At 72.8% G+C, this 24,569-nt stretch carries 15 protein-coding genes; 4 read left to right on the forward strand and 11 right to left on the reverse strand.

Annotated elements, in window-relative coordinates; all coding sequences use genetic code 11:
- Nucleotides 1–7 precede the first annotated feature (7 nt).
- Complete coding sequence (locus tag Asi03nite_RS06050) at nucleotides 8–1,009, reverse strand: magnesium transporter CorA family protein (protein ID WP_239102429.1); 1,002 nt, start codon at nucleotides 1,007–1,009, stop codon at nucleotides 8–10.
- Nucleotides 1,010–1,086: 77 nt separating this feature from the next.
- Here Asi03nite_RS06050 and Asi03nite_RS06055 point away from each other — a divergent pair, with 77 nt between their 5' ends.
- Nucleotides 1,087–1,791, forward strand: a complete 705-nt coding sequence (locus tag Asi03nite_RS06055) for a nicotinamide mononucleotide transporter family protein (RefSeq protein ID WP_203677397.1) — start codon at nucleotides 1,087–1,089, stop codon at nucleotides 1,789–1,791.
- 44 nt (nucleotides 1,792–1,835) lie between these two features.
- Here Asi03nite_RS06055 and Asi03nite_RS06060 read toward each other — a convergent pair whose 3' ends face one another.
- Nucleotides 1,836–3,272, reverse strand: a complete 1,437-nt coding sequence (locus tag Asi03nite_RS06060) for an MFS transporter (protein ID WP_203677398.1) — start codon at nucleotides 3,270–3,272, stop codon at nucleotides 1,836–1,838.
- Nucleotides 3,273–3,348: 76 nt separating this feature from the next.
- Between Asi03nite_RS06060 and Asi03nite_RS06065 the strand changes: the two genes are divergently transcribed.
- Complete coding sequence (locus Asi03nite_RS06065) at nucleotides 3,349–4,014, forward strand: TetR/AcrR family transcriptional regulator (protein WP_239102430.1); 666 nt, start codon at nucleotides 3,349–3,351, stop codon at nucleotides 4,012–4,014.
- A 121-nt stretch (nucleotides 4,015–4,135) separates the two neighbouring features.
- Nucleotides 4,136–5,341, forward strand: coding sequence for a pyridoxal phosphate-dependent aminotransferase (locus Asi03nite_RS06070; protein ID WP_203677400.1), 1,206 nt, complete (start codon nucleotides 4,136–4,138; stop codon nucleotides 5,339–5,341).
- Between the two features lie 249 nt (nucleotides 5,342–5,590).
- Here the strand turns inward: Asi03nite_RS06070 and menC are convergent, their stop codons facing one another.
- The 6 genes from menC to Asi03nite_RS06100 all read right to left on the reverse strand — a co-directional run bounded on the left by menC (nucleotide 5,591) and on the right by Asi03nite_RS06100 (nucleotide 12,684).
- A complete protein-coding gene (gene menC, locus Asi03nite_RS06075) occupies nucleotides 5,591–6,718 on the reverse strand; it encodes an o-succinylbenzoate synthase (RefSeq protein WP_203677401.1) in 1,128 nt (375 codons plus the stop codon).
- Nucleotides 6,715–7,521, reverse strand: a complete 807-nt coding sequence (locus Asi03nite_RS06080; RefSeq protein WP_203677402.1) for a GNAT family N-acetyltransferase — start codon at nucleotides 7,519–7,521, stop codon at nucleotides 6,715–6,717. Before Asi03nite_RS06080 ends, menC begins: the two co-directional genes overlap by 4 nt.
- A gap of 422 nt (nucleotides 7,522–7,943) precedes the next feature.
- A complete protein-coding gene (locus Asi03nite_RS06085) occupies nucleotides 7,944–8,870 on the reverse strand; it encodes an SCO2521 family protein (protein ID WP_203677403.1) in 927 nt (308 codons plus the stop codon).
- A gap of 4 nt (nucleotides 8,871–8,874) precedes the next feature.
- Entirely contained in the window at nucleotides 8,875–9,909 is a 1,035-nt protein-coding gene (locus Asi03nite_RS06090; protein ID WP_203677404.1) for an SCO2522 family protein, read from the reverse strand.
- On the reverse strand, nucleotides 9,906–10,835 hold the full coding sequence (locus Asi03nite_RS06095) for an SCO2523 family variant P-loop protein (RefSeq protein WP_203677405.1): 930 nt from the start codon (nucleotides 10,833–10,835) through the stop codon (nucleotides 9,906–9,908). Before Asi03nite_RS06095 ends, Asi03nite_RS06090 begins: the two co-directional genes overlap by 4 nt.
- A 1-nt stretch (nucleotide 10,836) precedes the next feature.
- Nucleotides 10,837–12,684, reverse strand: coding sequence for an SCO2524 family protein (locus tag Asi03nite_RS06100; RefSeq protein ID WP_203677406.1), 1,848 nt, complete (start codon nucleotides 12,682–12,684; stop codon nucleotides 10,837–10,839).
- A gap of 285 nt (nucleotides 12,685–12,969) precedes the next feature.
- Between Asi03nite_RS06100 and Asi03nite_RS06105 the strand changes: the two genes are divergently transcribed.
- Nucleotides 12,970–17,895, forward strand: a complete 4,926-nt coding sequence (locus Asi03nite_RS06105) for a WD40 domain-containing protein (protein WP_203677407.1) — start codon at nucleotides 12,970–12,972, stop codon at nucleotides 17,893–17,895.
- A 7-nt stretch (nucleotides 17,896–17,902) separates the two neighbouring features.
- Here Asi03nite_RS06105 and Asi03nite_RS06110 read toward each other — a convergent pair whose 3' ends face one another.
- The 3 genes from Asi03nite_RS06110 to Asi03nite_RS06120 are packed head-to-tail and all read right to left on the reverse strand — an operon-like array spanning nucleotide 17,903 to nucleotide 24,567.
- Nucleotides 17,903–21,724, reverse strand: coding sequence for an SAV_2336 N-terminal domain-related protein (locus Asi03nite_RS06110; RefSeq protein WP_203677408.1), 3,822 nt, complete (start codon nucleotides 21,722–21,724; stop codon nucleotides 17,903–17,905).
- Nucleotides 21,725–21,731: 7 nt separating this feature from the next.
- Entirely contained in the window at nucleotides 21,732–22,733 is a 1,002-nt protein-coding gene (locus Asi03nite_RS06115; RefSeq protein ID WP_203677409.1) for an AAA family ATPase, read from the reverse strand.
- A complete protein-coding gene (locus Asi03nite_RS06120) occupies nucleotides 22,720–24,567 on the reverse strand; it encodes a VMAP-C domain-containing protein (protein WP_203677410.1) in 1,848 nt (615 codons plus the stop codon). The genes Asi03nite_RS06115 and Asi03nite_RS06120 overlap by 14 nt, the downstream gene beginning before the upstream one ends.
- Nucleotides 24,568–24,569: the final 2 nt, after the last annotated feature.

The following is a 24,569-nucleotide window of genomic DNA, read 5'->3' on the forward strand; positions in this document are numbered from 1 at the left end:
GACGTCACTACAGCCAGCCACGTTTCTTGAGGTAGAAGTAGAGCGCACCGCCGCCGATCAGGATGAGCGCCGTGCTCTCCACGAAGCCCCACGTCTGACCGAAGCCGGGAAACGGCACGTTCTGTCCGAAGTAGCCGGTGACCGCGGTCGGCACGGCGATGATGGCGGCCCAGGCGGCGAGCTTGCGGGTGATGTCGTTGAGGATGTTGCTCTGCTCGTTGAGGTCGGCGTCGAGCAGCTCGGTGATCCGGGTCAGCGAGTGCTCGATCGACTCCAGGGCGCGTTCCGCGTGGTCCTCCACGTCCCGGTAGTACGGCCGCAGATCGTCGTCGACCAGCCCGCCGTCCGGCCGGCTCACCTCGGTGACCACGTCCTGCATCGGCGCGACCGCCCGCCGCAGCTGGGCCAGCGTGCGGCGCAGCGCGAACCCGCGCATCCGGACCGGCCGGGGCGCGCCGCCCTCGCCGAGCATCGCGTCCTCGATCGAGTCCATCGCCTCGTCGACCTTGCGGGCGGCCGCGTACTGCGAGTCCACGACCACGTCGAACAGCCCGTACAGCAGGAAGTCGATGCCGCCGGAGGCGGCCAGCCCGGCGTCCGCGTCCCACCGCTCGACCAGCTCGTCCACCGTGCCCTCGGCCTTGTGCACGGTGATCAGCACGCGGGCGGTGACGAACGCACTGATCTCCACCTTGTGCACCTCCGGCGGTTCGCCGCCGTGGTCGAAGGAGACCGCGTAGACGTTGACGAACAGGTGGTCGGGATAGCGGTCGAGCTTGGGCCGCTCGCGCTCGGCGAGCGCGTCCTCGACGGCCAGCGGGTGCAGGCCGTACTCCGCGGCGACGGCGGCCAGGTCGGTCGCGGACGGTTCGAGCAGGTCCAGCCAGGCGACCGCGTCCGGGTGGGTACGCAGGCGGTCGGGCAGCTCGGCGTACCCGAAGTCCTGTTCGATCACCCGGCCCTGCGCGTAGAGACGAGTCTGCACAGGACAGGAGATCGATGCGGTCACCGCCTCACTATGCCCGGGCGGAAACCGGGCGGAAACCCGGTTCTGTCTACCATGAGCCGTGACGTCTACCATGAGCCGTGACTTGGCTGGACGCATTTTACACCGCCAAATGGCAGGTGACCCCGGATCAGGCGATCTACTGGCGGGAGATCGTCGGCAACGCCTTCGGGCTCGGCTCGGCCCTGTTCGGCCTGCGCCGCAGCGCGTGGGCCTGGCCCGTCGGGATCGTCGGCAACATCCTGCTCTTCACCGTGTTCCTCGGACAGGCCCTCGGCAACGATCAAGGGACTCCCCTGTACGGCCAGGCCGCCCGCCAGGTGTTCTTCCTGATCACCAGCGTTTACGGGTGGTGGCTCTGGCGCCGCAACCGCCGCACCGGCCACGGCGTCGCGGTGGTGCCGCACTGGGCCGGTCACCGGCAGCGGCTGGTGTTCGTCCCGGCCGCGCTGCTCGCCGTGGTGGCCTGCTTCTTCGTGTTCCGCCGGATCGGCGCGGGCTTCCCCGTCCCCTGGTGGTACTACCTGGCCGACTCGTGGATCTTCGTGGGCTCGATGCTGGCGACCTACGCGATGGCCCGGGGCTGGGTGGAGTTCTGGCTCTGCTGGATCGCCGTGGACCTGGTCGGCGTGCCCGAGTTGCTGCACTTCCGGTATTACCCCTCAGCGGTGCTCTACGCGGTCTACGCCGGCTTCGTGATCTGGGGCTTCGTCGTCTGGTTGCGCATCTCCCGCCGGTCCCGGCCGCTGATCGCGGACCAGGTGTACGCACCCACGGGCGGTTGACCGGGCCGGGGAGCCGGCCCAACTCGTGGCCGGCGCCCCCGGCGTCAGACCGTCCCGAGGACCGGCGCCGCCGCCGTCTCCACGACGGGCTGCCGCTCCTTGCGCAGCATCCACAGGCTGACCGGGGCCCCGACCAGGACCAGGATCGCGGCCACCACCAGGGAGAACTGGTAGCCCACCAGGTAGCGGTGCAGCTCGGTGCCGGTCGCGGCGCCGGCCCGGTTGCTCAGGATCGCGCCGAGCGCTGTCACCCCGAGCAGCCCGAACACCTCGCGGGAGACGTTGAGCATGCCGGAGGCGACGCCGGCCCGGTCGCCGGGCAGCGCGCCGATCACCACATTGCTGAGCGGGATCAGCAGGCCGCCGCCCACGCCGTAGAGCGCGAACCAGGGCAGCAGGTCGAGGTACCCGGTGCCCTCGCCGTACCGGGCGATGCCGGCGATCGAGACGCCCATCACCAGCAGACCGAAAGCGGTCACGCGAGCAACCCCGAAACGGGCTTCGATGCGCGGCGCCAGGACCGCGCCGACCGCGGTGATCAGAGCCAGCGGCACGAAGGCCGCGCCCGCCTCGGTCGGCGAGAAGCCGAGCACGTTCTGCAGGTAGATGGCCATGTAGAAGTAGATGCCGAAGACGCCGAACGCCCACAGGCCCATGGCGAGCAGGCCGCCGGTGAACATCCGCAGGCGGAAGAAGGCCAGGTCGACCATCGAGTCGGCGGTGCGGGCCTGCTGCGCCACGAACGCGACGGCGACCAGGGCGGCGACGGCGAACGATCCCAGGATGAGCCCGCTGGTCCAGCCCTTGGCGTCGCCTTCGATCAGGGCGTACGTCAGGAAGAAGAGCGCGAGGGAGGACGTGACCAGCCCGATCGGGTCGAGGCGCCGCCAGGCGCCGGCGGCCCGGGACGCGGCGGCCCGGCCGCGCGGCATGGTGGCCAGCGCGAGAGCCAGCGTGGCGATGCCGATCGGCAGGTTGATCAGGAAGATCCAGCCCCACGAGACGTGCTGGCTGAGCACGCCGCCGGTGAGCGGGCCGACGGCGAGGGCGAGCGCGCCGACCGCGCCCCAGATGCCGATCGCGGTGCCGCGCTCCCTCGGGCTCGGGAACAGCTCCTGGATCAGCGCGAGAGCGGCGGGCGAGAGCAGCGCCGCGCCGACCCCCTGCACGGCGCGCGCTCCGATCAGCAGTTCCTGACCGCCGGCCAGGCCTGCCGCGACCGACGCCACGGTGAAGATCCCCAGGCCGGACAGGAAGACCATGCGGTGGCCGAAGACGTCGCCGATCCGGCCGCCGGCCAGCAGCACGCCGGCGAAGACCAGGATGTACGCGCTCGTGATCCATTCCAGTCCGGAAATGCTCAGGTGCAGCTCCCGCTGGACGCTCGGCAACGCGACGTTCACCACGTTGTTGTCGAGATACGTCATGAAGGTGCCGAGCGCCACCGCGACCAGCGCCCACCACCGGCGGTTGTTCTCCATCGTGCCCCCTATACGGAGTACTTGTACGACGTACATGTACCTCGTACATGAGACCTGTACGTTGTATGGTTGTCAAGTGAGCCCAGCCGAACGACTCAGCAAGGCGACAGTCGCCGAGCGCGCCCTGCGCCTCGCCGACGAGGAGGGCCTGGACGCGATCACCATCCGCCGGCTCGCGAAGGAGCTGGGCGTCACGCCGATGGCGCTGTACTGGCACTTCAAGAACAAGGAAGAGCTGCTGCTCGGGGTCGTCGACCACGTGCTGAGCGACGTCCGGGCCGACCGCTCCGCCGGCGATCCGTGGCAGAAACAGCTGCGCGCGATCCTGGAGACCGTGATCGGCGTCATGCGGGCGCACCCGTGCCTGCCCGATCTGATGCACTCCGCCGACAAGATGCAGACGCCCAGCTTCATCCGGGCCACCAACGACACCCTGGCGCTGCTGGCCGACGCCGGGTTCGGGCTCGACGAGGCGTATTGGATCGCGACTTACCTGCTCAACGGCGCGATCGGGGCGGTCGCCGGCCAGCCCGGCTGTCCGCCCGGGGTGCCGCCGGAGCAGGCCGCCGAGTGGCGCCGGCAGAAGCGGGTCCAGCTGGAGTGCCTGCCCGCCGACAAGTTCCCGATGATGGTGGAGTTCGCGACGACCTATCAGCAGGCGCCGGACGTCGAGCGGTACTTCGCCTTCAGCGTCGACCTGCTGATGTCCGGGGTCGAGACGATGGCGAGCCGCCGGGCCTGATCGCTCTCCCCGCCCCCGTCGCCCGCGTCGACCGGCCCGCTATCTGGACCGCCGCTTTCGTCCTGGTCGCGTCGGCCGGGCCGCTATCTAGACTGGCATGATTGCGAGGCGAGGGGGTCCGATGCGGCAGGCGCAGCGGCTGAAGAGTGTCCGGTACGACATCCGCGGCCCGGTGCTGCGCCGGGCACAGGAGCTGGAGGCGGCCGGCCACCGGATCCTCAAGTTGAACCTGGGCAATCCCGCCCCGTGGGGCCTGGCCACGCCCGAGCCGATCGTCGCCGACGTGGTGCAGAATATCGTGGCCGCGCAGGGGTACAGCGACGCCCGGGGCATCTATTCGGCCCGTGTCGCGGTCGCGCAGCACTATCAGACTCTGGGCGTGGCCGGCATCCAGCCGGACGACGTGCTGCTCGGCAACGGCGTCTCCGAGCTGATCGTGATGGTGTTGCAGGCGCTGCTGGACACCGGCGACGAGGTTCTGGTGCCGAGCCCGGACTACCCGCTCTGGACCGGCGCGGTGAACCTGTGCAGCGGTCGCGCGGTGCACTACCGCTGCGACGAGAGCCAGGACTGGGCACCCGACCTGGACCACATCGCCTCGCGGATCACGGACCGCACCCGAGCCCTCGTGGTGATCAACCCGAACAACCCGACAGGTGCCGTCTACTCGGAGCAGACCCTGCTCGGCATGATCGAGCTGGCCCGCAAGCACGGCCTGCTGATCTTCGCCGACGAGATCTACGACAAGATCGTGTACGACGGAGCCACTCACCACACGCTGGCGGCTCTCGCCCCGGACGTCCCGGTCGTCAGCATGGGCGGCCTGTCCAAGGTCTACCGCGCCGCCGGCTTCCGCTCCGGCTGGCTGGCCACCAGTGGTTTCCACGGCGACGACACGGATTACCTGGACGGTCTGCAGCTGCTGGCGAACATGCGCGTCTGCCCGAACGTGCCAGCCCAGCACGCGATCCAGACGGCGCTCGGCGGCTACCAGAGCATCGAGGAACTGACCCGCCCCGGCGGCCGTCTGCTGGAGCAGCGCGACCATGCCTGGCGAGCCCTGACCGACATCCCCGGCGTCGACTGCGTCAAGCCGGCCGGCGCCCTCTACCTGTTCGCCCGGCTGAACCCCGAAGTCCACAAGATTCACGACGACGAACGCCTGGTCATCGACCTGCTGGAGCAGCAGCACCTCCTGATCTCGCACGGCACCGGCTTCAACCTCGGCACCCCGGACCACCTCCGCCTGGTCTTCCTGGCCGCCACCGACGTCCTCGACGACGCAGTCAGCCGAATCCGCACGTTCCTCTCCACCTACACCCAATAACGCCCAACCCAACTCAGTCCCACCGGACTGAGCCGCACCGAAATCAGCCGCACCCAACTGAGCCTGCCCGCCCGGAAAGCGCGGCGGGAGACCCTGCACCGAAGCGGGGTGGAGCACCAAGCCGGGACGGGCCGAGGCAGGGCACCGAAACGGGGCAGGGCGGCGGAACCGGGCAGCGCAGAGCAGCAGGTGAAGCGGGGTGCCGAACCCGGAAGGTACGGGAACGTTAGGCGGCTGGACCGCGCGGGATCAGGCCGGAACTCGGGCCGGGAATTCGATCCACTCGGTGCGTTCGGTAGCCTCCTCCAGCGCCACCTCGTCCGGCTCGACGCCGATGCCCGGGCCGGTCGGGACCTGGATGCAACCGTCCCGGACCACGATCGGCGGGGTGATGTCGCGCTGGTAGAAACGCTCCGACGCGGAGAGATCCCCGACCAGCGTGAAGTGCCGCATGGCCGCGAGAGCCACATTCGCCGCCCGCCCGATCCCGGTCTCCAGCATGCCGCCGACCCAGACCGGGACGCCGCGGGCGCCACAGGCGTCGTGGATGTCGCGGGCCTCCAGATAGCCGCCGACCCGGCCCGGCTTGATGTTGATGATCGCGGCGGCGCCGGAGTCGATCGCCTGGGCCGCGGTGGCCGCCGAGACGATCGGCTCGTCCAGGCAGATCCTGGTCCTCAGCCGGCGGGCCAGGACGGCGTGCCCGGCCACGTCGCCGGCCTCCAGTGGCTGCTCGATCATCAGCAGGCCGTAGTCGTCGAGGCGGGCCAGTCGTTCCGAGTCGTCGAGCGTGTAGGCGCCGTTCGCGTCGACCTGGATCGCGGCCTCGTCGCCGAGGAACTTGCGGACCAGTTGGACCGGCTCCTCGTCCCAGCCGGGCTCGATCTTCAGCTTGATCCGGCGGTACCGCTCCTTGTTCCAGAAGCGGTCGACGGCGTCGAGCAGCTCGTCGCGGGACATGATGCCGAGCGAGACACCGGCCTCCACCGACGTGCGGGTGGCGCCCAGATATGCCGCGAGGGACACACCCGCGATACGCAGCTGGGCGTCGAGGATCGCCATCTCCAGCACGGCCTTCGCGTTCGGATTGCCGGCCACCGCGGTGAACGCCTCGCGCGCCCTCTCCGCGGTCACCTCGGGCAACCGCTGGACCAGCGGGATCAGCTGCTCGCGGAGGATCTGGACGCAGCCTTCGAGATGTTCCGGGGAGTAGATCGGCTGGGCCATCGCGACGCACTCGCCCCAACCGACGACGCCTTCCGCGGTGTGCACGCTGACCAGCAGCGCCTCGCGGTCGTACTCGGTGAAGACGGACGTGCGGAACGGGGTGACCAGCGGTAGGCGGACCCAGTGCAACCGGACGCGTTCGATCCTCATGCGTCGAACCCCGCTTCCACACCGGCGGGGAGGAGCACGTACTGCTTCTCCTTGTTCATCCCGGCGACCCGGTAGCCGCGAGCCAGAAGAGAGCGGAACTGTTCACGCACCGTGACGCGATCGCGCTGGGCCTGCGCCGGATCCGTCCTCCGTAGCATCTCGATGTCCTCCGGCACGTCGATGATCGCGGCCCCGGGGAGCGCCGAGGCGTGCCGCCTCATCTCCCCGAGGTCGCCGGCCATGGCCTGCTCGACCCAGTTGTCACACAGTTCCCAGTTCACCAGCAGACGATCGGTGTCCTGATCGTTGTTGACGCCGTCGTCGAGATGGCCGTAATAGTCCGTCTCGTACGACGCGACGGTCGCGCCGAGCTTGCACAGATTGAAATACGCGTTACGCGCGACCAACGGATCGAATGTCCAGCGGATCGTGTTCAGGCCACGCTGCAGCGCCCAGGACCGCTGGTGCCGTTTCATCGCGTAGCCGACGCCGCGGTTGGTCCCCGAACGCACCACGCCCGCGATGGACGAGTGCAGATGATCGGGACGACCGTCCGGCGAGAGCGAGCCGAACAACCCCACGGTGCAACCGGCCAGCTCGCCCTTCACATACGCCCCGGCCACGTAATTGCCGGAGTGGAAGAGCGTCCGCAACAGACTGGTGCTGATCACCTCGGTGCGCTCGGCGGGGGTCTGTGCTCCCCAGACCGTCCACAGCAGCTCGGCGGCGGACTCGAGTTGCTCCGTGGTGCGCAACATGACCACGTCGGCGTCCCAGCCGACTACGGTTGGCCGCTCTGTCACGGCGCCTCCGGTCTGTAACAACGCCACCCGCCGTTTCCAAAAGCTGGACACGAGAACAATTTCGCACCCAGTGCAATTTCGGGCCCGAGATCCACTGCCTGCTTGACATTTCCTGCGAAACAGAAGCGGACCTTACCCATGAAAGATGTATCCAACAAGCCTACCCGCCGTGACGGCGCGAAACCTCCTTAAGCCGGAATTGGTGCGCCGGTCGAGATGAAACCCCAGTAGACACCCACATACGCCATGATCGGGCAACACCCGAACAGGCGTAGGCACGTTGAAACCTGATGTAACACGATCGTGTCCAGACGACTCGGCGGAAGAGCCGCCCACCGGAAGAAAGCCGATCAGTGGAAGAATGCCGCCGGGACCACGGAGGCCGCCCAGCGGAAGACGGCTGCCCGCAACAGGAGGGACGCTCAACGGAAGAAACGAGCGCTCTCCGGCGGCCGGCTGCTGGACAGCGCCGCCGCCATCGCCATCTGATCCCGCACCCGGCGCACCGAGGCGTCCCACTGTCTGGACAACCCGGGCCGGCTCTCCAGCCCCTCCCACACCGACAGCGCAACCCCGCCCAGCCGGGCCGCCGGCATCCACAGATGCAGCAGATGATCGACCGCCGGCCGCAGCTTGAGCACGCTCTGCGCGGGCTGCTCCACACCGATCTGACTCTGCTCGATGACCGACATGAGCGCTGTCAGCAACCAGTCGTGCAGCGCAAGATCTTCGCAGAGGTCCACGATGTCGTCGATCTCGGCAGGACCGAGCACCAGGCGTACGGTCCGCAGCCCGTCCTCGCGCACCGCGAACCGCACCCGCACGCCCTCGTTGCGCTCGTCGATCAGCGCGGCCCACCGCAACACCGTCCGGCGGGCCCGCACCGGGGTGCTCTTGTCCAGCACCGGCGACCCCTGGATCTCGGAGAGCAGGCGTACACAGAACGCCCCCATCCCCATCGTCGACGACGACCGGTCCGCGGCGAGGTGCGCGGCCGCCGTCCCGGGCAGGTCGGTGCGGCCCAGCGCCTCCACCACCCCGAGCCTCGCCAGGTAGTGCGACCAGGCCCGCCGGTAACCGCCGCCGACCGGGTCGATCCGGGCCACCGCGGAGCTCTGCAGCACCCGGCCCCCGGTCAGGCAGGCCCGCCCCATCAGCGTGCCGACGCCGCGCACCTTCGCGCCGGACCGGGCCAGGATCCGGCAGTCCACGCCGGTGAACGTCTTGGGGCTGACCGCGTAGCCGATCGGCCGCTCGGAGATCCGGACCCGCTCGCCGGCCAGTAGCCCCAAGGCGTCCTCGACGCGTTCCCGGGGCATGCCGCCGGAGTGGCGCAGCGCGGCGGTCATGACCTCACCCAGGACCAGCACCACGCACCGGCCCGGTGTCCACGAACAGGTATTCCATCCGGTCGACGACCTCCAGCGGCAGCGCGACGCCCTCGTCCCGGGCCCGGCCGCCGACCTGGGCGAGCACCGCCGGATCGACCGCCACCTGCTGCAGGATCGTGCGCACGGCGTTCTCCACCGGCAGGAACAGCGGAGCGCAGATGGTCATCGCCCGGTACGCGTTGAACGGCAGCGCACGCTCGTTGAGCTGCAGGACCATGGGCAGGGCACGCCAGTTGTCGGGCAGGTCGCCGGGCAGCGGGTGCGGCGCCGCGACCCGACGGCCGTTGTCCCGCAGCAGGCCGAGCCGCAGCAGCTGCCACACCGCGGCGAGCATCGCGCAGGACCAGAGCCGTCCGTCCGGGCCGTCCCGCCACAGCTCGATGTCCTCGAAGATGGAGTGGTTGACCGCGGCGTTCTCGGCGGGCGGGCGCCACACCGTGGGCCGCTTCATCGCCTCGTGCGTCTCGGTGGCCGGCGACCGCTGCCCGTTGCACAGCCAGCCGGTCTGCCCGACCGGCGGGCGCGCGCCGGTGCTGTTCGGCGGCGGGTCCTCGACCAGCCGGGCCTCGACCAGGTGGGCCAGGGAGAGCCCGGGCGGCGCGGTCTCGACCGGCTCCGCCGGATCGGGGTCGACCTTGGCCACGGTGTGCGCGCAGCCGGATTCCCGTACCAGATAATCGATCTCCAGGCCGGCCTTGCCGGCGGCGTCGCGCAGTTTCCGGATCAGCGCCGACGGCGAAGCCGGCTGGCCGAAGTAGTCGTCGATCAGCACACAGGTGCTGATCCGGGGGTTGCCGCGCGGGACCATGGCCTCGCACGCGGACCGGGCGGCCGAATACCAGATCCCGATCCGCCGGAAGTGGTCGATGAAGAACTCCTCGTCCTGCCGCAGGTCCGGGGAGTAGAAGTGGCCCAGCTCGACGGAGAGATGGGCGAGCGGGACCGACTCGACCCGGGCGTCCGCGGTGGTCTCGAAGAACTCGGCGTCGGCCCTCATGGCTCGGCCCATCCCTCGTCGTCCTGGATCTTGCGGGCCAGCTCGTCGAACGCGTCCACCGTCGCGTTGTTGGCGATGTCCCGGGCCACCACGTCGTTGTCCGAGATGAGCTGCTCACGCCACTGCAGCACCGGGTCAAGCGGGACAGTGCCGAGCATCGCGCGCCGGCCCACCTGGTGCAGCGCGGCGATCCGGCGCAGGTCCTCGTCGCAGTCACGCAGCCAGGCGACCTGTGCCGGGCGCAGACCGCTCAGCTCGATCGAGTCCGGGTCGACCACCGCGGTGCGGACGAACTTGATCGCCGACTGCAGCCGGTCCTTGTCGTGGCCGGCGCGCACCCCGGCGTCGAGGATGCCGTCCTTGCCGTAGACCAGGCCGGCCGCCGCCGGGATGTGCTGGCGGGTCCAGCGGTGGAAGACCAGCCAGCGGGCGGCCACCCCGCGCAGGGCGGGGTCGGCGGTCGCCTCCAGGACCAGCTGCGTGGCGTACGACCGGCCGGCGCTCAGGTCGATCAGGCACATGTCGAACTCCTCGTCCAGCGCCTGGAGCAGTTGCACGCAGCGCCGCAGCGCCTCCTTGTCCGGCCCGAACTCGCCGCCGTCCTGGTCACCCGGGAAGAGCATCAGCTTGCCCGAGCCGGGCGGGCGCTGCCGCAGGCTGGCTCGCGAGGACTGGGTCCAGACGTCGATGCGCTGCGGCTCGCCGGTGGTCTGGATGTCCGGCTCCAGCAGGTACGAGTGCAGACCGCCCTGCCGGACGCCACGTTGCGCGTCGGTGATCTGGAAGATCGACCCGGCGGTCGGCGAGCCGAAGTCGAAGTCGAGATAGCAGACGTCGGAGCCGGTCAGGGCGCTGCGGTAGACGACGTTGCAACTCGTCACCGACCTGCCCGTGCCGCCCTTGTCAGAGGCCGCGAAGACCAGCACCCTAGTCCCCAGCCTCTTCCCGGGCCGCCGCGAGCTTGTCCAGCTCGCGCAAGACCTCGTGCAGGATCGAGACGGCGGTGCCGGGCCGGGTGCCCATCAGCTGGCGGGCCCGCCGCAGGCCGGCGCCCTGCCGGTTCAGGCTGTCCCGCAGCGAGGGCCCGCCCGCGCTGGAGCCGCGCAGCTGCTCCTTGTCGAAGACCCGCTCGGCCTCGCTCAGCAGGTCCGCGGCATTGGCCGACAGCCTGGTGCCCGGTGGTGACTCGCGTTGGATGTACTCGGCCGCGGTGCTCATGCACTGCACGACCCGGGTGGTGTGGTACCAGCTGGGCTTGTCGCGGCGGGGCAGGGACGCGTACACATTCCCGGGGTCGTCCCAGAGGCCGGCGCCGGGAGTGTCGTCGCCCAGCCTCCGCCGGTGCAGATGCCGCCAGATGTCGTCGGACAACCGCACCAGCCGGGCCTCCTCCTGTGGGTCGTTCACCTGGGCGGCCAGGGCGAGCGCCCGGCCGAGCAGCAGGCTGGACAGCTCGCCGAGACGCCAGCCGACCGGTGGGCCGCCGGCGCCGACCTGGTCGGCGCCGACCAGCACGACCCAGCGGCCGGGCTGGTGCATCAGCAGGGCCGGGTCGTTGGCCAGCGGCCGGCGCCGGATGCGCCCGCGGTCCGCCAGGTCCTCCAGCACGCTGGTGATCCGGGCCAGGTCGGAGTCGGGGGCGCCGCGGTCGGCCAGCGCGTGCCGGACCAGCGAGAGGACCAGGAGGCTGTAGTAGTCGCTCTCCTCCTCGTCGGTGGTCCGCCAGGGCAGCTCCTCCACCGGCCAGCGCCCCTCACCGAGCGTGGCGAGGGCCGACCAGTAGCTCTGGGCCAGATCCCACTGCAGGTTCAGGACGCGGGCCAGGCCCTGCTGCTCCTCGTTGAGCAGGCCGGCCAGGCGGGTGTCCCGGGAGAACAGGTCGCGGATGCCGTCGACCGCCACCACGGTGAAGTACAGGTAGGGGAACGACTCGGCGATGCCCGGCTGGTCGAACACGGCGCCGGAGGGCGTCTTGACCGGGGCGGCGCCCTGCACCACGCCCCAGGACCACCCGCATTCGAAGAGCTTCTCCCGGTTGTCCAGCAGGTCCTCCACCAGGTCCGGGCTGATGCCCAGCTCGCGCAGGCCGGCCATCACGTCGCCCAGCGCGCTCCGGATCCGGCCGACCAGGTCGCCGGAGTAGCCGGAGCCGGGGTAGACCGTCTCGCGCAGCACCCGGCCCTGCGGGGCGTCCGCGGGGAACACGCTGATGGTGAAGCTGCGCAGCAGACCGACCATCGCGGCGGTGAGCCGCTTCTGCGCGGCCTCCTCGACCCGGACGATCTCCTCCAGGTAGGCCTTGCGGGTGACCTGCGGCCGGTAGCCGCGGAGGAACTGGATCGCCGCGGTGCAGAACACGACGGCTGTCGCGAACGCGTCCACCACCTCCAGCGCCAGCTGCTCGGGGATCGGCTCCCGGTCGTCGTCGGGCGCGGTGGTCAGATAGTTGCCGGCGGCGAAGGTGGGCGCCTGGGTCTTGGGATCGGTGTACGTCGTCAGGTAGCTCCCGATGAGCTCGACGACCCGCTGCGGGATGTCGACCGGGCCGCCGAACGAGGAGAGCGCGCCGTAGACGTCGGACTGGGTGGTGTCCGGGCGGTCGAAGCGGATCTCGGGCAGCCGCTGCGGCGGCAGCAGCAGGCAGAGCAGCAGCTCGGCGTCGCTGATGGAGTTGCTCCCCCCGCGGTCCGCCCAGTTGAACGACTTGGCCGGGCCGCACCACCGGCATATCGCCTTCCACACCGACAGCAATTCCTGGCGCGGCTGGAGTCTCATCGGTCGGCAACCACCGTTCATTTACCCTGGCAAATGCAATCTGCGCATCCAGGAATCACCGGTCTGCTGCGGCGTAGCATATCCCCTCACACGGTCACCGGGGACCCCGAACATAATGGACATTGCTCTGATTGATCCATATTAGGGAACGCCCCTGTAATGGATCATCAACGCTTGGTAGTCTCGTGACCCGCATGGCCATTCGAGATCGCTCCGGAGACGCGAGACATCCGGAGAGGGCTCCCGCAAGTTGGGAGAACGCCGGTTTACGCGACATCGCCGATCATGATTCTGCATTGCCGGGATTTCCTGGCCACAGCGGGTTTCGCCGACCCGCGGGAAAGGTCGCCGCAGGATCGGGTCGCCGGCCTGCTCGATGATCTCGCAACGTCCGGGGAGAATCGGTCACCGGATCTGATAATGATCACCGGAGATCTCGCGGAACGCGCGATCTCCGCCGAATACGAGATCGCCCACCAGTTCCTGAGCGCGCTTCGCGACGCGCTGCGGATCGAGAGCCGGCGCATCGTTCTGGTGCCCGGCAGCCGTGACGTCAACCGCCGCAAGTGCCAGGCCTACTTTCTCCAATGCGAGGCCGACGAGGCCGAGCCGGTCCCGCCGTACTGGGAGAAGTGGCAGCCGTTCTCCACCATGCTCCGCCGATTCCACGGCGCGGAACTGGCCAAGGACCAGCCGTGGTCGCTCGCCGAATACCCGGACCTGCGGGTGGTGGTGGCCGGGCTGAACTCCACCATGGACCTGACCCACCGCCCGCAGGACGAGCGCGGCCGGCTCGGCGACGCCCAGCTCGACTGGTTCGCCGACCAGCTGAACACCGAGAGCCGCCGGGACTGGCTGCGGATCGGGGTGATGCACCACCCGCCGGGCGGGACGGGCGGAATCGCCGACGCCGACCGGTTCGCCGACACCCTCGGCCCGCACCTGGACCTGGTGCTGCACGGCGGAACGGGCGAGCCCGGGGCCGCCGGGCGGGGCGTCCCGGTGATCGGCGGCGACCGGCCCTGGCAGCTGATCGAGGCGTACCCGGACCGGGTCCGCGTCCTGCCCGCCGGCCGGCCGGTCCGGCTGCCGCACCCGTTCCCGCGCCGCCCGGTGTCCCGCCCCCGTCGGCCCGAGCCGCCGCCGGAGCTGCGGCGGCTCGCCGACCAGGTGGCCGAGGTGTGCCGGCTGCGCCAGCCGGACGCCGAGGTGGCCCTGGTGCCCCGGCCGGACTCGGGGCGCTCCGCCTACCTGCGGGTGGCGCCGGGCCGGGCGCGCGGCGACCGCGGGCCCGCCGACCAGTACCCGGTCGGGGTGTGCGCCGCCGCCCCGGAGCGCGACGACGTCGACTGGTTCGTCGAGGTGCTGGCCCGCTTCCGCACCGGCGGGTCGGACCGGACCGCCGAACTGGTGCACGCCGGCGCGGCGGCCGGGCCCGAGCTGCGGACCTGGGCGCAGAGCCGCGGGGTCGAACTGGTCACGTTCGCCGACTACCAGGTCGGCCCGGACCTCGCGCTGTTCGCCCGCAACCAGGCCACCGAGCTGAACGCCGACCTGATCTACCGCTCCGAGTCGTACGTCCCGCAGCGCTACACCGAGTTCCTGCCCGGACCGTCCGAGGCGTCGCCCGCCAAGGATCTGCTCGCCTGGCTGCGCGAGTGGGTGGAGACCCCGCGCGGGCGGCTCGTGGTGGTGCTCGGCACGTTCGGGCACGGCAAGACGTTCCTGCTGCGCGAGCTGGCCCGGCTGATGGCCCGGGACGGCTCCCCGATCGTGCCGGTGCTGATCGACCTGCGCGGCTTCGAGAAGGCGTACAGCCTGGACGAGCTGGTCGCGGTCCAGCTCTACCGGCAGGGCCAGCGGCAGATCGACCTGGACGCGTTCCGCTACCTGCGCCGCGAGGGCCGGGTGGCGCTGCTCTTCGACGGCTTCGACGAGCTGGCCACCCGGGTCAGCTACGACCGGGCGACCAACCACCTGGACACCATCGTGCAGGCCGCCGAGGACCGGGCGAAGGTCGTCGTCACCAGCCGTGACCAGCACTTCCTCACCGACGCCGACGTGCTCACGGCGCTCGGCAACCAGCTCGGCGCGGACCGCCGGGTGGTCCGCCTGGCCGACTTCGACGACCAGCAGATCGTCGACTTCCTCACCCGGCAGCTACGCGACCCGCAGAGCGCCCGGAGCCGGTTCGCGCTGCTGCGCGAGGTCAAGGACCTGCTCCCGCTGTCCCGCAACCCGCGGATGCTGGGCTTCATCACCGAGCTGGGCGAGGACCCGCTCAACCTGGCCAGCACCACCGGCAGCCCGATCACCGCGGCCGACCTGTACCGCCAGGTGTTGCACAAGTGGCTGAGCTACGAGGCCCGCCGGCTGGAACGCCTGAGCCCGAACGCGCCGGACGAGACCGACCTGCTCAACGCGGTCACCCACCTGGCGCTGCGGCTGTGGGACCTGCCCGACGAGAGCCTGAGCGTGGACGACCTCGGCGACGCGGCGGCCAGCCTGTCCCGGCTGACCACGACCAGCGCCGGCGACACCACAGCGCTGGAGCCGCAGGAGAGCGCGCACGTGCTCGGCTCCAGCACCCTGCTGGTCCGCTCCGGGGACGACAGGTTCAAGTTCGTGCACGACTCGGTCCGCGAGTGGCTGGTCGCCAACCACCTCGCCGAGCAGCTGCCCGGGCACATCGCGGCCGGTCTGATCGGCCACAAGTGGCAGCCGTTGACGATCGAGTTCCTGTGCGGCCTGGCCGGGCGCCGGACCATGCAGGACTGGGCCGAGGGCGTCCTCGCCGACCGGCCGACCTCCCGGGCGGTCGGGCGCAACGCGTTCGAGGTGCTGCGCTTCCTCGGGGTGAACCGGTCCTCGACGCAGTGGAACATGGCCGGCTTCGACCTGCGCGGCCAGGACCTCTCCGCCCGGTTCCTGGCCGGCGCCGACCTGAGCGAGGCCGACCTCACCGACGCGCAGCTGGTCGGGACCGACCTGACAGACGCCGCGGTCGCCGGCGCCAACCTCACCGGGGCCCGGCTGGACCGGGCCACGCTGCGCGGCGCCGATCTCACCGGCGCCGAGCTCAGCGGCGCCCGGCTGCTCGGCGCGGACCTGACCGGGGCGGTGCTGACCGGCGTCCGGATGCGGCGGGCCGCGCTGGTGGCGGCCGAGGGGGCGGACGGCGAGTCGCTGCGCGAGGCGGACACGCTCGGCGCCGCGCTGCCCGGCGGCGGGGCGCCCGAGCCCCAGATCGCGTCGTCCTCGGTGATCCACACCGTGGCGGTCGCGCCGGGCGTCAAGCTGCTGGCCGGCGGCGGCGCGGACGGCGTGATCCGGATCTGGGACGCGCTCTCCGGGCGGCCGCTGCGGCTGCTGCCGGGGCACACCGGTGCGCTGCGGGCGATCGCGTACACCACCGACGGGCGGTTCCTGGCGAGCGCCGGCGACGACGAGACGATCCGGATCTGGGACACCGCCACCGGCCGCACGGTGCACACGCTCGCCGGCCACACCGGGCGGATCCGCGCCCTGGCCTACCAGCCGGACGGCCGGGAGCTGGCCAGCGCGGGCGACGACGAGACGATCCGGATCTGGGACACCGGCAGCGGCGCCGTCCTGCACACCATGACCGGCCACAGCGGGCGGATCCGCGCGCTCGCCCACCACCCGGACGGCGGGCGGGTCGCCAGCGCGGCCGACGACGAGACCATCCGCATCTGGGACACCCGCTCCGGCCGGGCCGAGCTGGTGCTCACCGGCCACACCGGCACGGTGCACGCGGTGGCCTGGGCGCCCGGCGGCGACCGGGTGGCCAGCGCCAGCGACGACCGGCGGGTGCTGGTCTGGGATCTGGCCGCCGGATCGGCCCGGCACCGGCTGACCGGGCACACCCAGTGCATCCGCGCCCTCGCGTTCCACCCGGACGGGCGATGGCTGGCCAGCGCCGGCGACGACGGCGTGATCCGGATCTGGGACAGCCACACCGGAGTCGAGGGACGCCCGCTGGACGGGCACCCCGGCCGGGTGCACGCGCTGGCGTTCTATCCGGACGGCGGGCACCTGGCCAGCGCGGGCGGCGACCGCACGGTCCGGATCTGGGACGCCGTCGACCGCCGGCAGGCGCGGACGCTGCGGCCCGGTGGCGGCGACTCGCAGGCGCTCTGCTTCTCGGCCCGGCCGGACGAGCCGTGGCTGGCGGTCGGCTCGGCGGACGGCGCCGTCCGGCTGTGGGACCCGACGGCCGGCGTACCGCTGCGGGTCCTCAACGACCCGGGCGTGGCGGACCCGGCCGTCACCGCGATCGCCGCCGCCCGCCGCGGCCGTCACCTGGCCACCGCCGGCGCCGACGGCGGCATCCGGGTCTGGGACACCGCCACCGGTGTGGCCGACCCCGCGCTCACCGGCCACCGGGGCGTCGTGCACGCGATCGCCTTCGACCCCGACGGGCGGTACCTGGCCAGCGCGGGAGCCGACGGCACCGTCCGGCTCTGGGACGTCGACCGCAAGGAGGGCACCCGGATCTTCGCCGGGGAGAAGAGCACGGTCACCGCTGTCGCGTTCCGGGCCGTCGCCTTCACCCCGGACGGGCAGTTCGTGGCCGGCGGCGGCACCAACGGCACGCTGCGGCTCTGGCACCTGCCGTCCCGGGAGTGGAAGAACCTGACCGGGCACACCGGCACCGTCCGGGCCATCGCGTTCGCCCCGCACGGCCGGCAGATGGCCAGCGCCGACGAGGACGGGGTGATCCGGCTGCGCAGCACCGCGGACCAGCCGCCGATCGTGTTGACCGGGCACGACGGCGCGGTCACCGCGGTCGCGTACTCCCCCGGCGGCGATCGCCTGGCCAGCGGCGGCACCGACGGCACCGTGCGGATCTGGGACACCGGCACCGGGCGGCCCACCCACACGCTGACCGGGCAGTCCGGCTGGATCCGGGCGCTGGTCTACACGCCGGACGGGCGGCGGGTGGTGGCCGCGGGCGGCGACCACGCCGTGCGGATCTGGGACACCAGCCGGGCGACGCCGTACGCGGTGCTGGTGCCGCTCGCCGAGGACGGTTCCGTGGTGCTGCTCCACGATCAGCGGTACGTGCTGCGCGGGCGGGTCGCCGACGAGTACTGGTACGCGATCGGGATGTGCCGGTTCGAGCCCGGGGAGCTGGACCCGTACGTACCGGATCTGAAGCCCGTGCCGGCCGGCGAACGCCTCTGGTGAATCGCCGTCAGGCGAGGTGGGCGAGCACCAGGCGGGCCGCGGCGCGGATCCGTCCGGGCGAGTCCGGATCGGACAGCACCGCCTCCGCCCAGGCCCGCGCCCGGTCGTGGCCCGCCAGGTCGCCGACGAACTGCGCCATCAGCGGCGACATCTGCCGCGCCAGCAGCAGGCGCAGGCTCGCGGAGAGCGGACCCCGGTCCAGCCGGCCGGCGATCTCCCGGGCCACCAGCCACTCCAGCACCACGTGGTCGGCGAAGCGGAAGCGGTTCTGCGGATCGCGGACCAGCAGGGGGCCGGCGAGCCGGGCCAGCACCTCGGCGTCGGCGTCGGCGCCGAGCGCGCTCTCCCCGGACTCCCACAGCCGCCGGGCCAGCGTGCCCACCGCCCGCCACAGCTCCTGCGAGCTGCCGGCCCGGTCCAGCCAGGCGCGGATCAGCCCCGGGTAGAGGGCGGCGCCGGACGTCGCGGACCGGAGCAGCCGGTCGTCGACGTCGGCGAGCAGCGACAGCATCCGCGGGTTGCCGGCCATCGCGGACAGGCCGCCGGACCGGCCGATCAGCTCCAGCCGGGCCCGCGCCCGCTCGGCGCCGAGCCGCCGGGTCAGGAAGTCGTGGATCCGCCGCGGGCCGAAGCCGTCCAGCCGGATCCGGCGGGCCCGCTCCGGCGGCAGCGCCGCGTCCAGCAGACCGGCGTCCCGGCCCGCCACGATCAGCCGCACCGGGCCGGACGGGTCCCGGGACCAGGCCCGCCAGAGGTCGAGCCGCTCGTCGAGGCGGTCGCAGAGCAGCACGTACCGGCCCTCGCCGAGCAGGTAACGGATGTGGCCCGGGTTCACCTCGCGGACCCCGCCGCGGATCAGCTTGACCGCGACCAGCTGGTCGAGCGGCGCGTGCCAGTCGTCGTGCCACAGGTCGACCAGGATCGGCACCACCGGGTCGCCGGTAGCGTGCCAGCGCCGGGCCAGCTCCCGCAGCAGGAACGTCTTGCCGGTGCCGGGAGCGCCCCACACCGTGGCCGGCCCGCGCTCCCGGAGCAGATCATCAAGATCATTCGGCGGTACGTAGCCGCCCGGCGCGTACTCCGGATCGTCCCCGAGCCGTTCCACCTGCCGCGCCGCGAACTCGCGCACGTCGTCGCCGAGCTGGAAGTCGGCGAACCCGAGCACCCGGACGCCGCGCGCCCGCGCCCATCGCCGCAGCGCCGGCGCCGGCGGTGTCCGGCAGACCAGCGTGGCGTCCCGCCCGGCCTGTTCCCGCCGCGCCACCGTGTCCCGGAAGTCCTCGACGACGCCGGTGGACGGCTCGTCGTCGAAGACGCCTATGCAGTGCCGCCCGCCGTCCGGCGCCACCAGCAGATAGCCGTCCGGCGACCCGGTCCACCGCCGTTCCACCAGGGGTACGCCCGGATGCCGCGCCCGGTACGCCCGCGCCACCCGGGCCAGCAGGTCGGCGCGGGCCGGATCGGCCGGATCGTCGGCGGCCCGCGAGGGTGGTGGCGCGCCGTCCTCGACGAGCCACCAGTGGTCGCCGTAGGCGTGCGACTCGGCCCGCCCGCCGTCCGACACCCGCAGCACGCCCGGCCGCAGCTCGACCACCCGCGCCCGGTCCCCCGCGCCGACCGCCGGCACCCCGCTGAGCCCGGCCTCCCGCACCCCGCCGGGCTGCCCGTGCAGCACCACGTCCAGGTGCGGGGCCAGCTGGTCGGCGAACCGGTCCAGACCGGCCGGGTCGTGGTGCACCACGCCGACCCGCAGCCACCCGCGACCCGCGTAGTCGCGCATCCGATCGGCGAACCAGGCGATCTGGGCCGGTCCCAGCCCGCCGCGCCGCTCGCCGGGCAGGTGGCTGACCGGGACCGTGGAGTTGAGCGCGGCGACTACCGTGCGCAGCGCCGGGATCGTGTAGAGCTGCCAGGGCTGATGCTCCTGGAAGCCGGTGGCGCCGGGCAGCCGCGAGGCCAGCGCCGCGAACGGCTCCCACTTCGGCCAGTACGGCGGGACCGGCTCCAGCCCGTCCGCCTCCCGGTCCAGGAAGTACGCCTGGCAGCGGCCCGCGTTGACGTCGGACAGCCCCGGCACCACGACGATCCGCCCGGCCGGCAGCCGCAGCCGGGACCGCAGCTCGTCGAGCTCGGCCCGGACCGCCCGGTACTCCGCCGGGGTGGCCCGGCGGGCCAGCCCACCGGTGACGACGACCAGGTCGGGCGCGGCGCCGGGCAGCGGGGCGCCGGCCGCCGGGACCGTGTTCAGCTGCAGTACGGTGAGGTGGGCACGGTCCCCGCGGGCCGGCGCCGCGCCGCTGCCAGTGCCGCCGATCAGCCGGCGCAGCAGATCAGCGCTGACGCCGGCGAACGGCTCCGGCGCGCCGGGCACCGGCCGGCCCTCCCCCGGCAGCGAGGCCAGCGCGGTGAACAGGGCGCCGGTGCGTTCCGGGTGCTCCCCGAGGTAGCGGGAGACCTCGGCGCGGACCCGCTCCGGGTCGGACGCCGCCAGGGTGTCGCGCAGCTCGTGCCGGACCCCGGGCAGGAACTCGAAGTGCTGGTCGTCGGCGGCCGCCCCGTCCGGCGACGACGGCCGGAGCAGCCCGCCGTAGAGCACTTCGGCCAGGTGCGCCGGCCGGGACTCCGGCACCATGACCGACTGCAGGAGCCGCATCACCGCGAGGTTCAGCGGCTTCGCCACCGACAGGTAGCGGGCCAGGTCGTACGCCGGGGCCGAGGCGCCGGCCCGGAAGTCGCGCACCCGCTGCTCCGCCGGCGGCTCGGGACCCGGCCGCGGGACCGGCCGGTGGCGGGGCGCCGCGCCGGCCGGGGTCACCACCGCGTCGATGCCGCCCGGGGCGCGGCCCGCGACCAGCCGCGCCCAGGTGCCCAGCCAGCGCGGTTCGATCTCGAGGACCGGCACCGGGAGGCCACCGGCCGGCAGCCCGCGGCGCCGCAGAGTCGAGGCGAAGGTGTACGCCGTGGCCGGCGCCCCGGCCCGCGGCGACCGGAGCCGCCCGGGCAGCGGATCCAGGCCGGTACGCGACCACAGCCGCTCGGGCAGCGGCTGCAGGATCGCCACCGGAGCGCGGCGTGCCCAGTGCGCGATCAGCCGGGACATCTCGCCGTCCCACCAGGACTCGCCGACGCAGTCGCTGAGCACCAGCAGCAGGTGGTCACCGGGCCGGTCGGCCAGGCTCAGCGGCGACCGGCGGGCGGCCGGGCCCAGGCGCGCCACCCGCACGGTCCGGAACGCGCCGAGCCGTTCCAGCAGCGTGCGCAGCTCCCGACCGAGACGGTCCCAGACCCCGCCGACGGAAGTGTGGTCGAGCACCAGGGTCAGATGCAGCCAGCGTTCCAGCGCCGGCCGCCACACCGGGGTCCACAGTCCCCGCTCGGCGACCTGGCGGGCGGTCGCCTCCTCGTCGATCGTCACCCGCCGGCCGGACAGCCGGCGCCGCTTCAGCGGGCGCAGGGCGTGCATGGTCCGGCCGCTGTGCGGAAGGGCCTCGGCGGTACGGACGCGCAACGGCCGCCCCGGCACCGGCTCGAACGTCACCTGCTCGCCGGTCGGGGACGGGACCGCGGCGGCCGGCTCGGGCGGCGGGTCCTCCGGTGGCCGGGGCTGGTCCGGGACCGGGAGCCGCAGCTCGGCCGGCTCGCCGGGAACGCCGCCGGGCTCGGCGGGGACCGGGCGCGGCGCGGGCGCACGGCCGGCCACGTCCACCCGCGCCGCGAGCCAGAGCGCCTCGGCCACCTCGGCCGGGGTCAGCCGTACCCCGGCGGCCCGCAGCACCGCGAGCAGCCGGTCGAGCGGGGCGGTCACCCCGGCCCACTCGGCTCGCGCCACGCGGTCGTCACGCCGGCCCGCTCAGCTCGCGCAACACCACCTCGACCAGCTCGTCGCGGTCCGCCTCGCCCGCGCCGCCGGCCAGGTGCAGCAGGTAGACCGCGTTGAGCAGCTGGTCGGTGGCGAGTTGCGCGCGCTCCCGGCGGCCCAGGAAGTCGGTGATCAGCCCGGCCGACTCGGTGAGCGCCTCGGCGCCCAGGTGCGCCTCGACTATCGCCTGCAGCCGCTCCCGGTCCGGCTGGGCCAGGTCCAGCTGGACACAACGGCGCAGGAAGGCCGGCGGGAACTCGCGCTCGCCGTTGCTGGTCATCACCACGAACGGGAACTCCTTGCAGCGCACCCGGCCGTCCCGCACGGTCACCCGGTCGCCCTGGTCGGAGGGCCGCACCCGGACCTCCGGGCGGCCCTCCGCGATCCGTTCCAGCTCGGGGATGCCGAACTCGCCCACCTCGAAGACGTCGAGCAGCTCGTTCGGCAGGTCGAGGTCGCCCTTGTCGATCTCGTCGATCAGCAGCACGCGGGGCAGCTCGTACGGCGCGAACGCGGTGCCCAGCGGCCCGAGCCGGATGAACCGGCCGATGTCCGCCTCCTCCCCGGGCCGGGTGCTCGCCTCCTCGATCCGGCCGACCGCGTCGTAGTGGTAGAGCCCGGAGCCCAGCGTCGAGCGGCTGGTGATCGCCCAGCGCAGCACGCTGCCGAGGCGCAGCTCGTGCGCGACCGCGTAGGCGAGCGTCGACTTGCCGGTGCCCGGGTCGCCGGTGACCAGCAGCGGGCGGCGCAGGTGCAGCGCCACGTTGACCATCCGCACGGTCGCCTCGTCGGCCTGGTACGGCGCCGACCGGGCGCGGTCCGGCAGCCGGCGGCCCACCGGCGCGTCCCGGTCGAGGCGGGTGACCGGACCGCCGTCGAACACCCGCCAGGGCGGGGGCTCGGCACGCCGCCGGATGCGCTCGCCCGTCGCGTCCACGGTCCCGGTGCCCCGGTAGATCGGGAACTCACCCGCCGGCATGCCACTCCCCCTTCGGTGGCGTCATCGGCCTGCCCTTCAGCCGGCGGCCCGGGTCGTCCCAGAGCACCACGACGTCGTTCCCGAGCTCCGGGTGCTCGTCCGAGACGGCCTGGTTGCGCAGCTCCATGATCCGCCTGGGCACCTCGTCGCGGCCGGCGCCGGCCAATGCCGCGGTGATCGCCCCGGTGAGCTCGGCGCCCGCGCACCCGTCGTGGGCGATGCCGTCCTCGCCAGCGCACCCGTTCCGGCGCCACACCATGATCGGGATCCCGGCGTAGAGGCCCACGTCGAGCACCGCGCGCAGGGCGGCCCGCTTGCGCGGCGTGTCCGGCAGCACCACGGCGCCGATGCCCGGCTTGACCCGGAACTGGGAGAACAGCGCGCGCTCGGTCCGCCGCTCGGCGCAGGTCACCGGCATCAGAGCGGAGCCGACCGGCCGGTCACGCAGCCCGTCCCAGCGCTTCTGCCAGTCGGTGAGGACCGCCTCGTCCTCCTCCTCGAACCGCTGCTGCTCCCGGACCACCACCGGGTTGTTCTGCCCGATCACCGTCCAGGCGTGCCGGCCGGCCCGCGGCCACTGCTCGACGTCCTCGTCGAGCAGGTCCATCGGCAGCACCAGCTCCACCATCGGCGGGTTCTCCCCCTCGACCAGGCCAGGCAGGCGCTCCCGCAGATGCTCGCGGAGCTGATCCTCGGACCGGTCCCGGCCGTCGGCCTCCAACTGCCGCAGGCCGGTGCCGTCGTGCTGCCAGAACTCGCACAGGTAACGCTGCTGGTCGGCGCCGTCCGGCCGGACGTACACCAGCAGCGACGGCAGCGGCGAGCCGGCCGGGCCAGCCGGGATCTGGGCCTCCACCTTCTCCCGGTCGTCGGCCGGCGCGGCCATCAGCGCCCACTGGGTCAGCCGCGCGGCGACGGTGGGCCCGGCGTTCCGGGCGAGGTGCAGCGCGTACGCGATCACGTGCGGGATCCGGTCGTCCGGCGGGGCCAGGCCGGACAGCTCGGTCACCACGTCGCCGTGCTCGTGCAGCGGGTGCCGCACCCGGGCGGCCCGCGAGCCGGCGACCGCCTGGAAGTCCGCCAGGTGCTCCTCGTGGCCGGCCGCCGGCAGCAGATCCAGCACCTCGCGCAGCTGCCGCTCGGCCACGGCGCCGATCGTCCCGGGCACCGGCGGCAGCCGCTCGGCCAGCTTGAGCCAGCTCTTGTTGCGCCGGTGGTGCTCGTCGTGCCGGCGGCGCAGCTCCCGGTACGCCTCGGCCCGCATGATCTCGCGCAGCGCCCGCACCGGGATGGCGACGCCGCCGGCCGGCTCGCCCTTGTGCCGGGCCGCCTTGGTGATGCCGCAGACCCCGCCGGTCTGGGTGTTGAGCACCGGCCCGCCGGACATCCCCGGCTCGATCTCGTCGTGGGTCAGCCGGATCATGTCCTGGTACGCCCCGCCGTTGGTGAACCTGGCGGAGACCGGGGCGGCGTCCGGCTCGGACGGGTACGCCCGGGCGTGCCCCCACGCGACGAGCTCCGCCTTCGACCCGGGCCGGTGGTCGTCGAGCCAGACCGAGGGATGCACGCCGTCGAACGGCTCCACCTCGACCACCGCCATGTCCGGGTACCGCGCCATCCGGCCGCCCAGCGGGGAGGCCCACCGGACGACGCCGCGCAGGCTCCGGTCCTGCCACCGCACGGTGACCGCGGCGCCGACCGCGCCGGCCACGTGCGCGCAGGTGGCGACGGTGTGCGGCGCGATGAAGAACCCGCTTCCCTCGGTGTGCCCGGCGATCAGGACCAGGCAGCCCTCCAGATGCGTGATCAGGTGGTCGATCGGCTCGCCGGACATGC

It is taken from the genome of Actinoplanes siamensis (assembly GCF_016862395.1).
Lineage (GTDB): Bacteria > Actinomycetota > Actinomycetes > Mycobacteriales > Micromonosporaceae > Actinoplanes > Actinoplanes siamensis.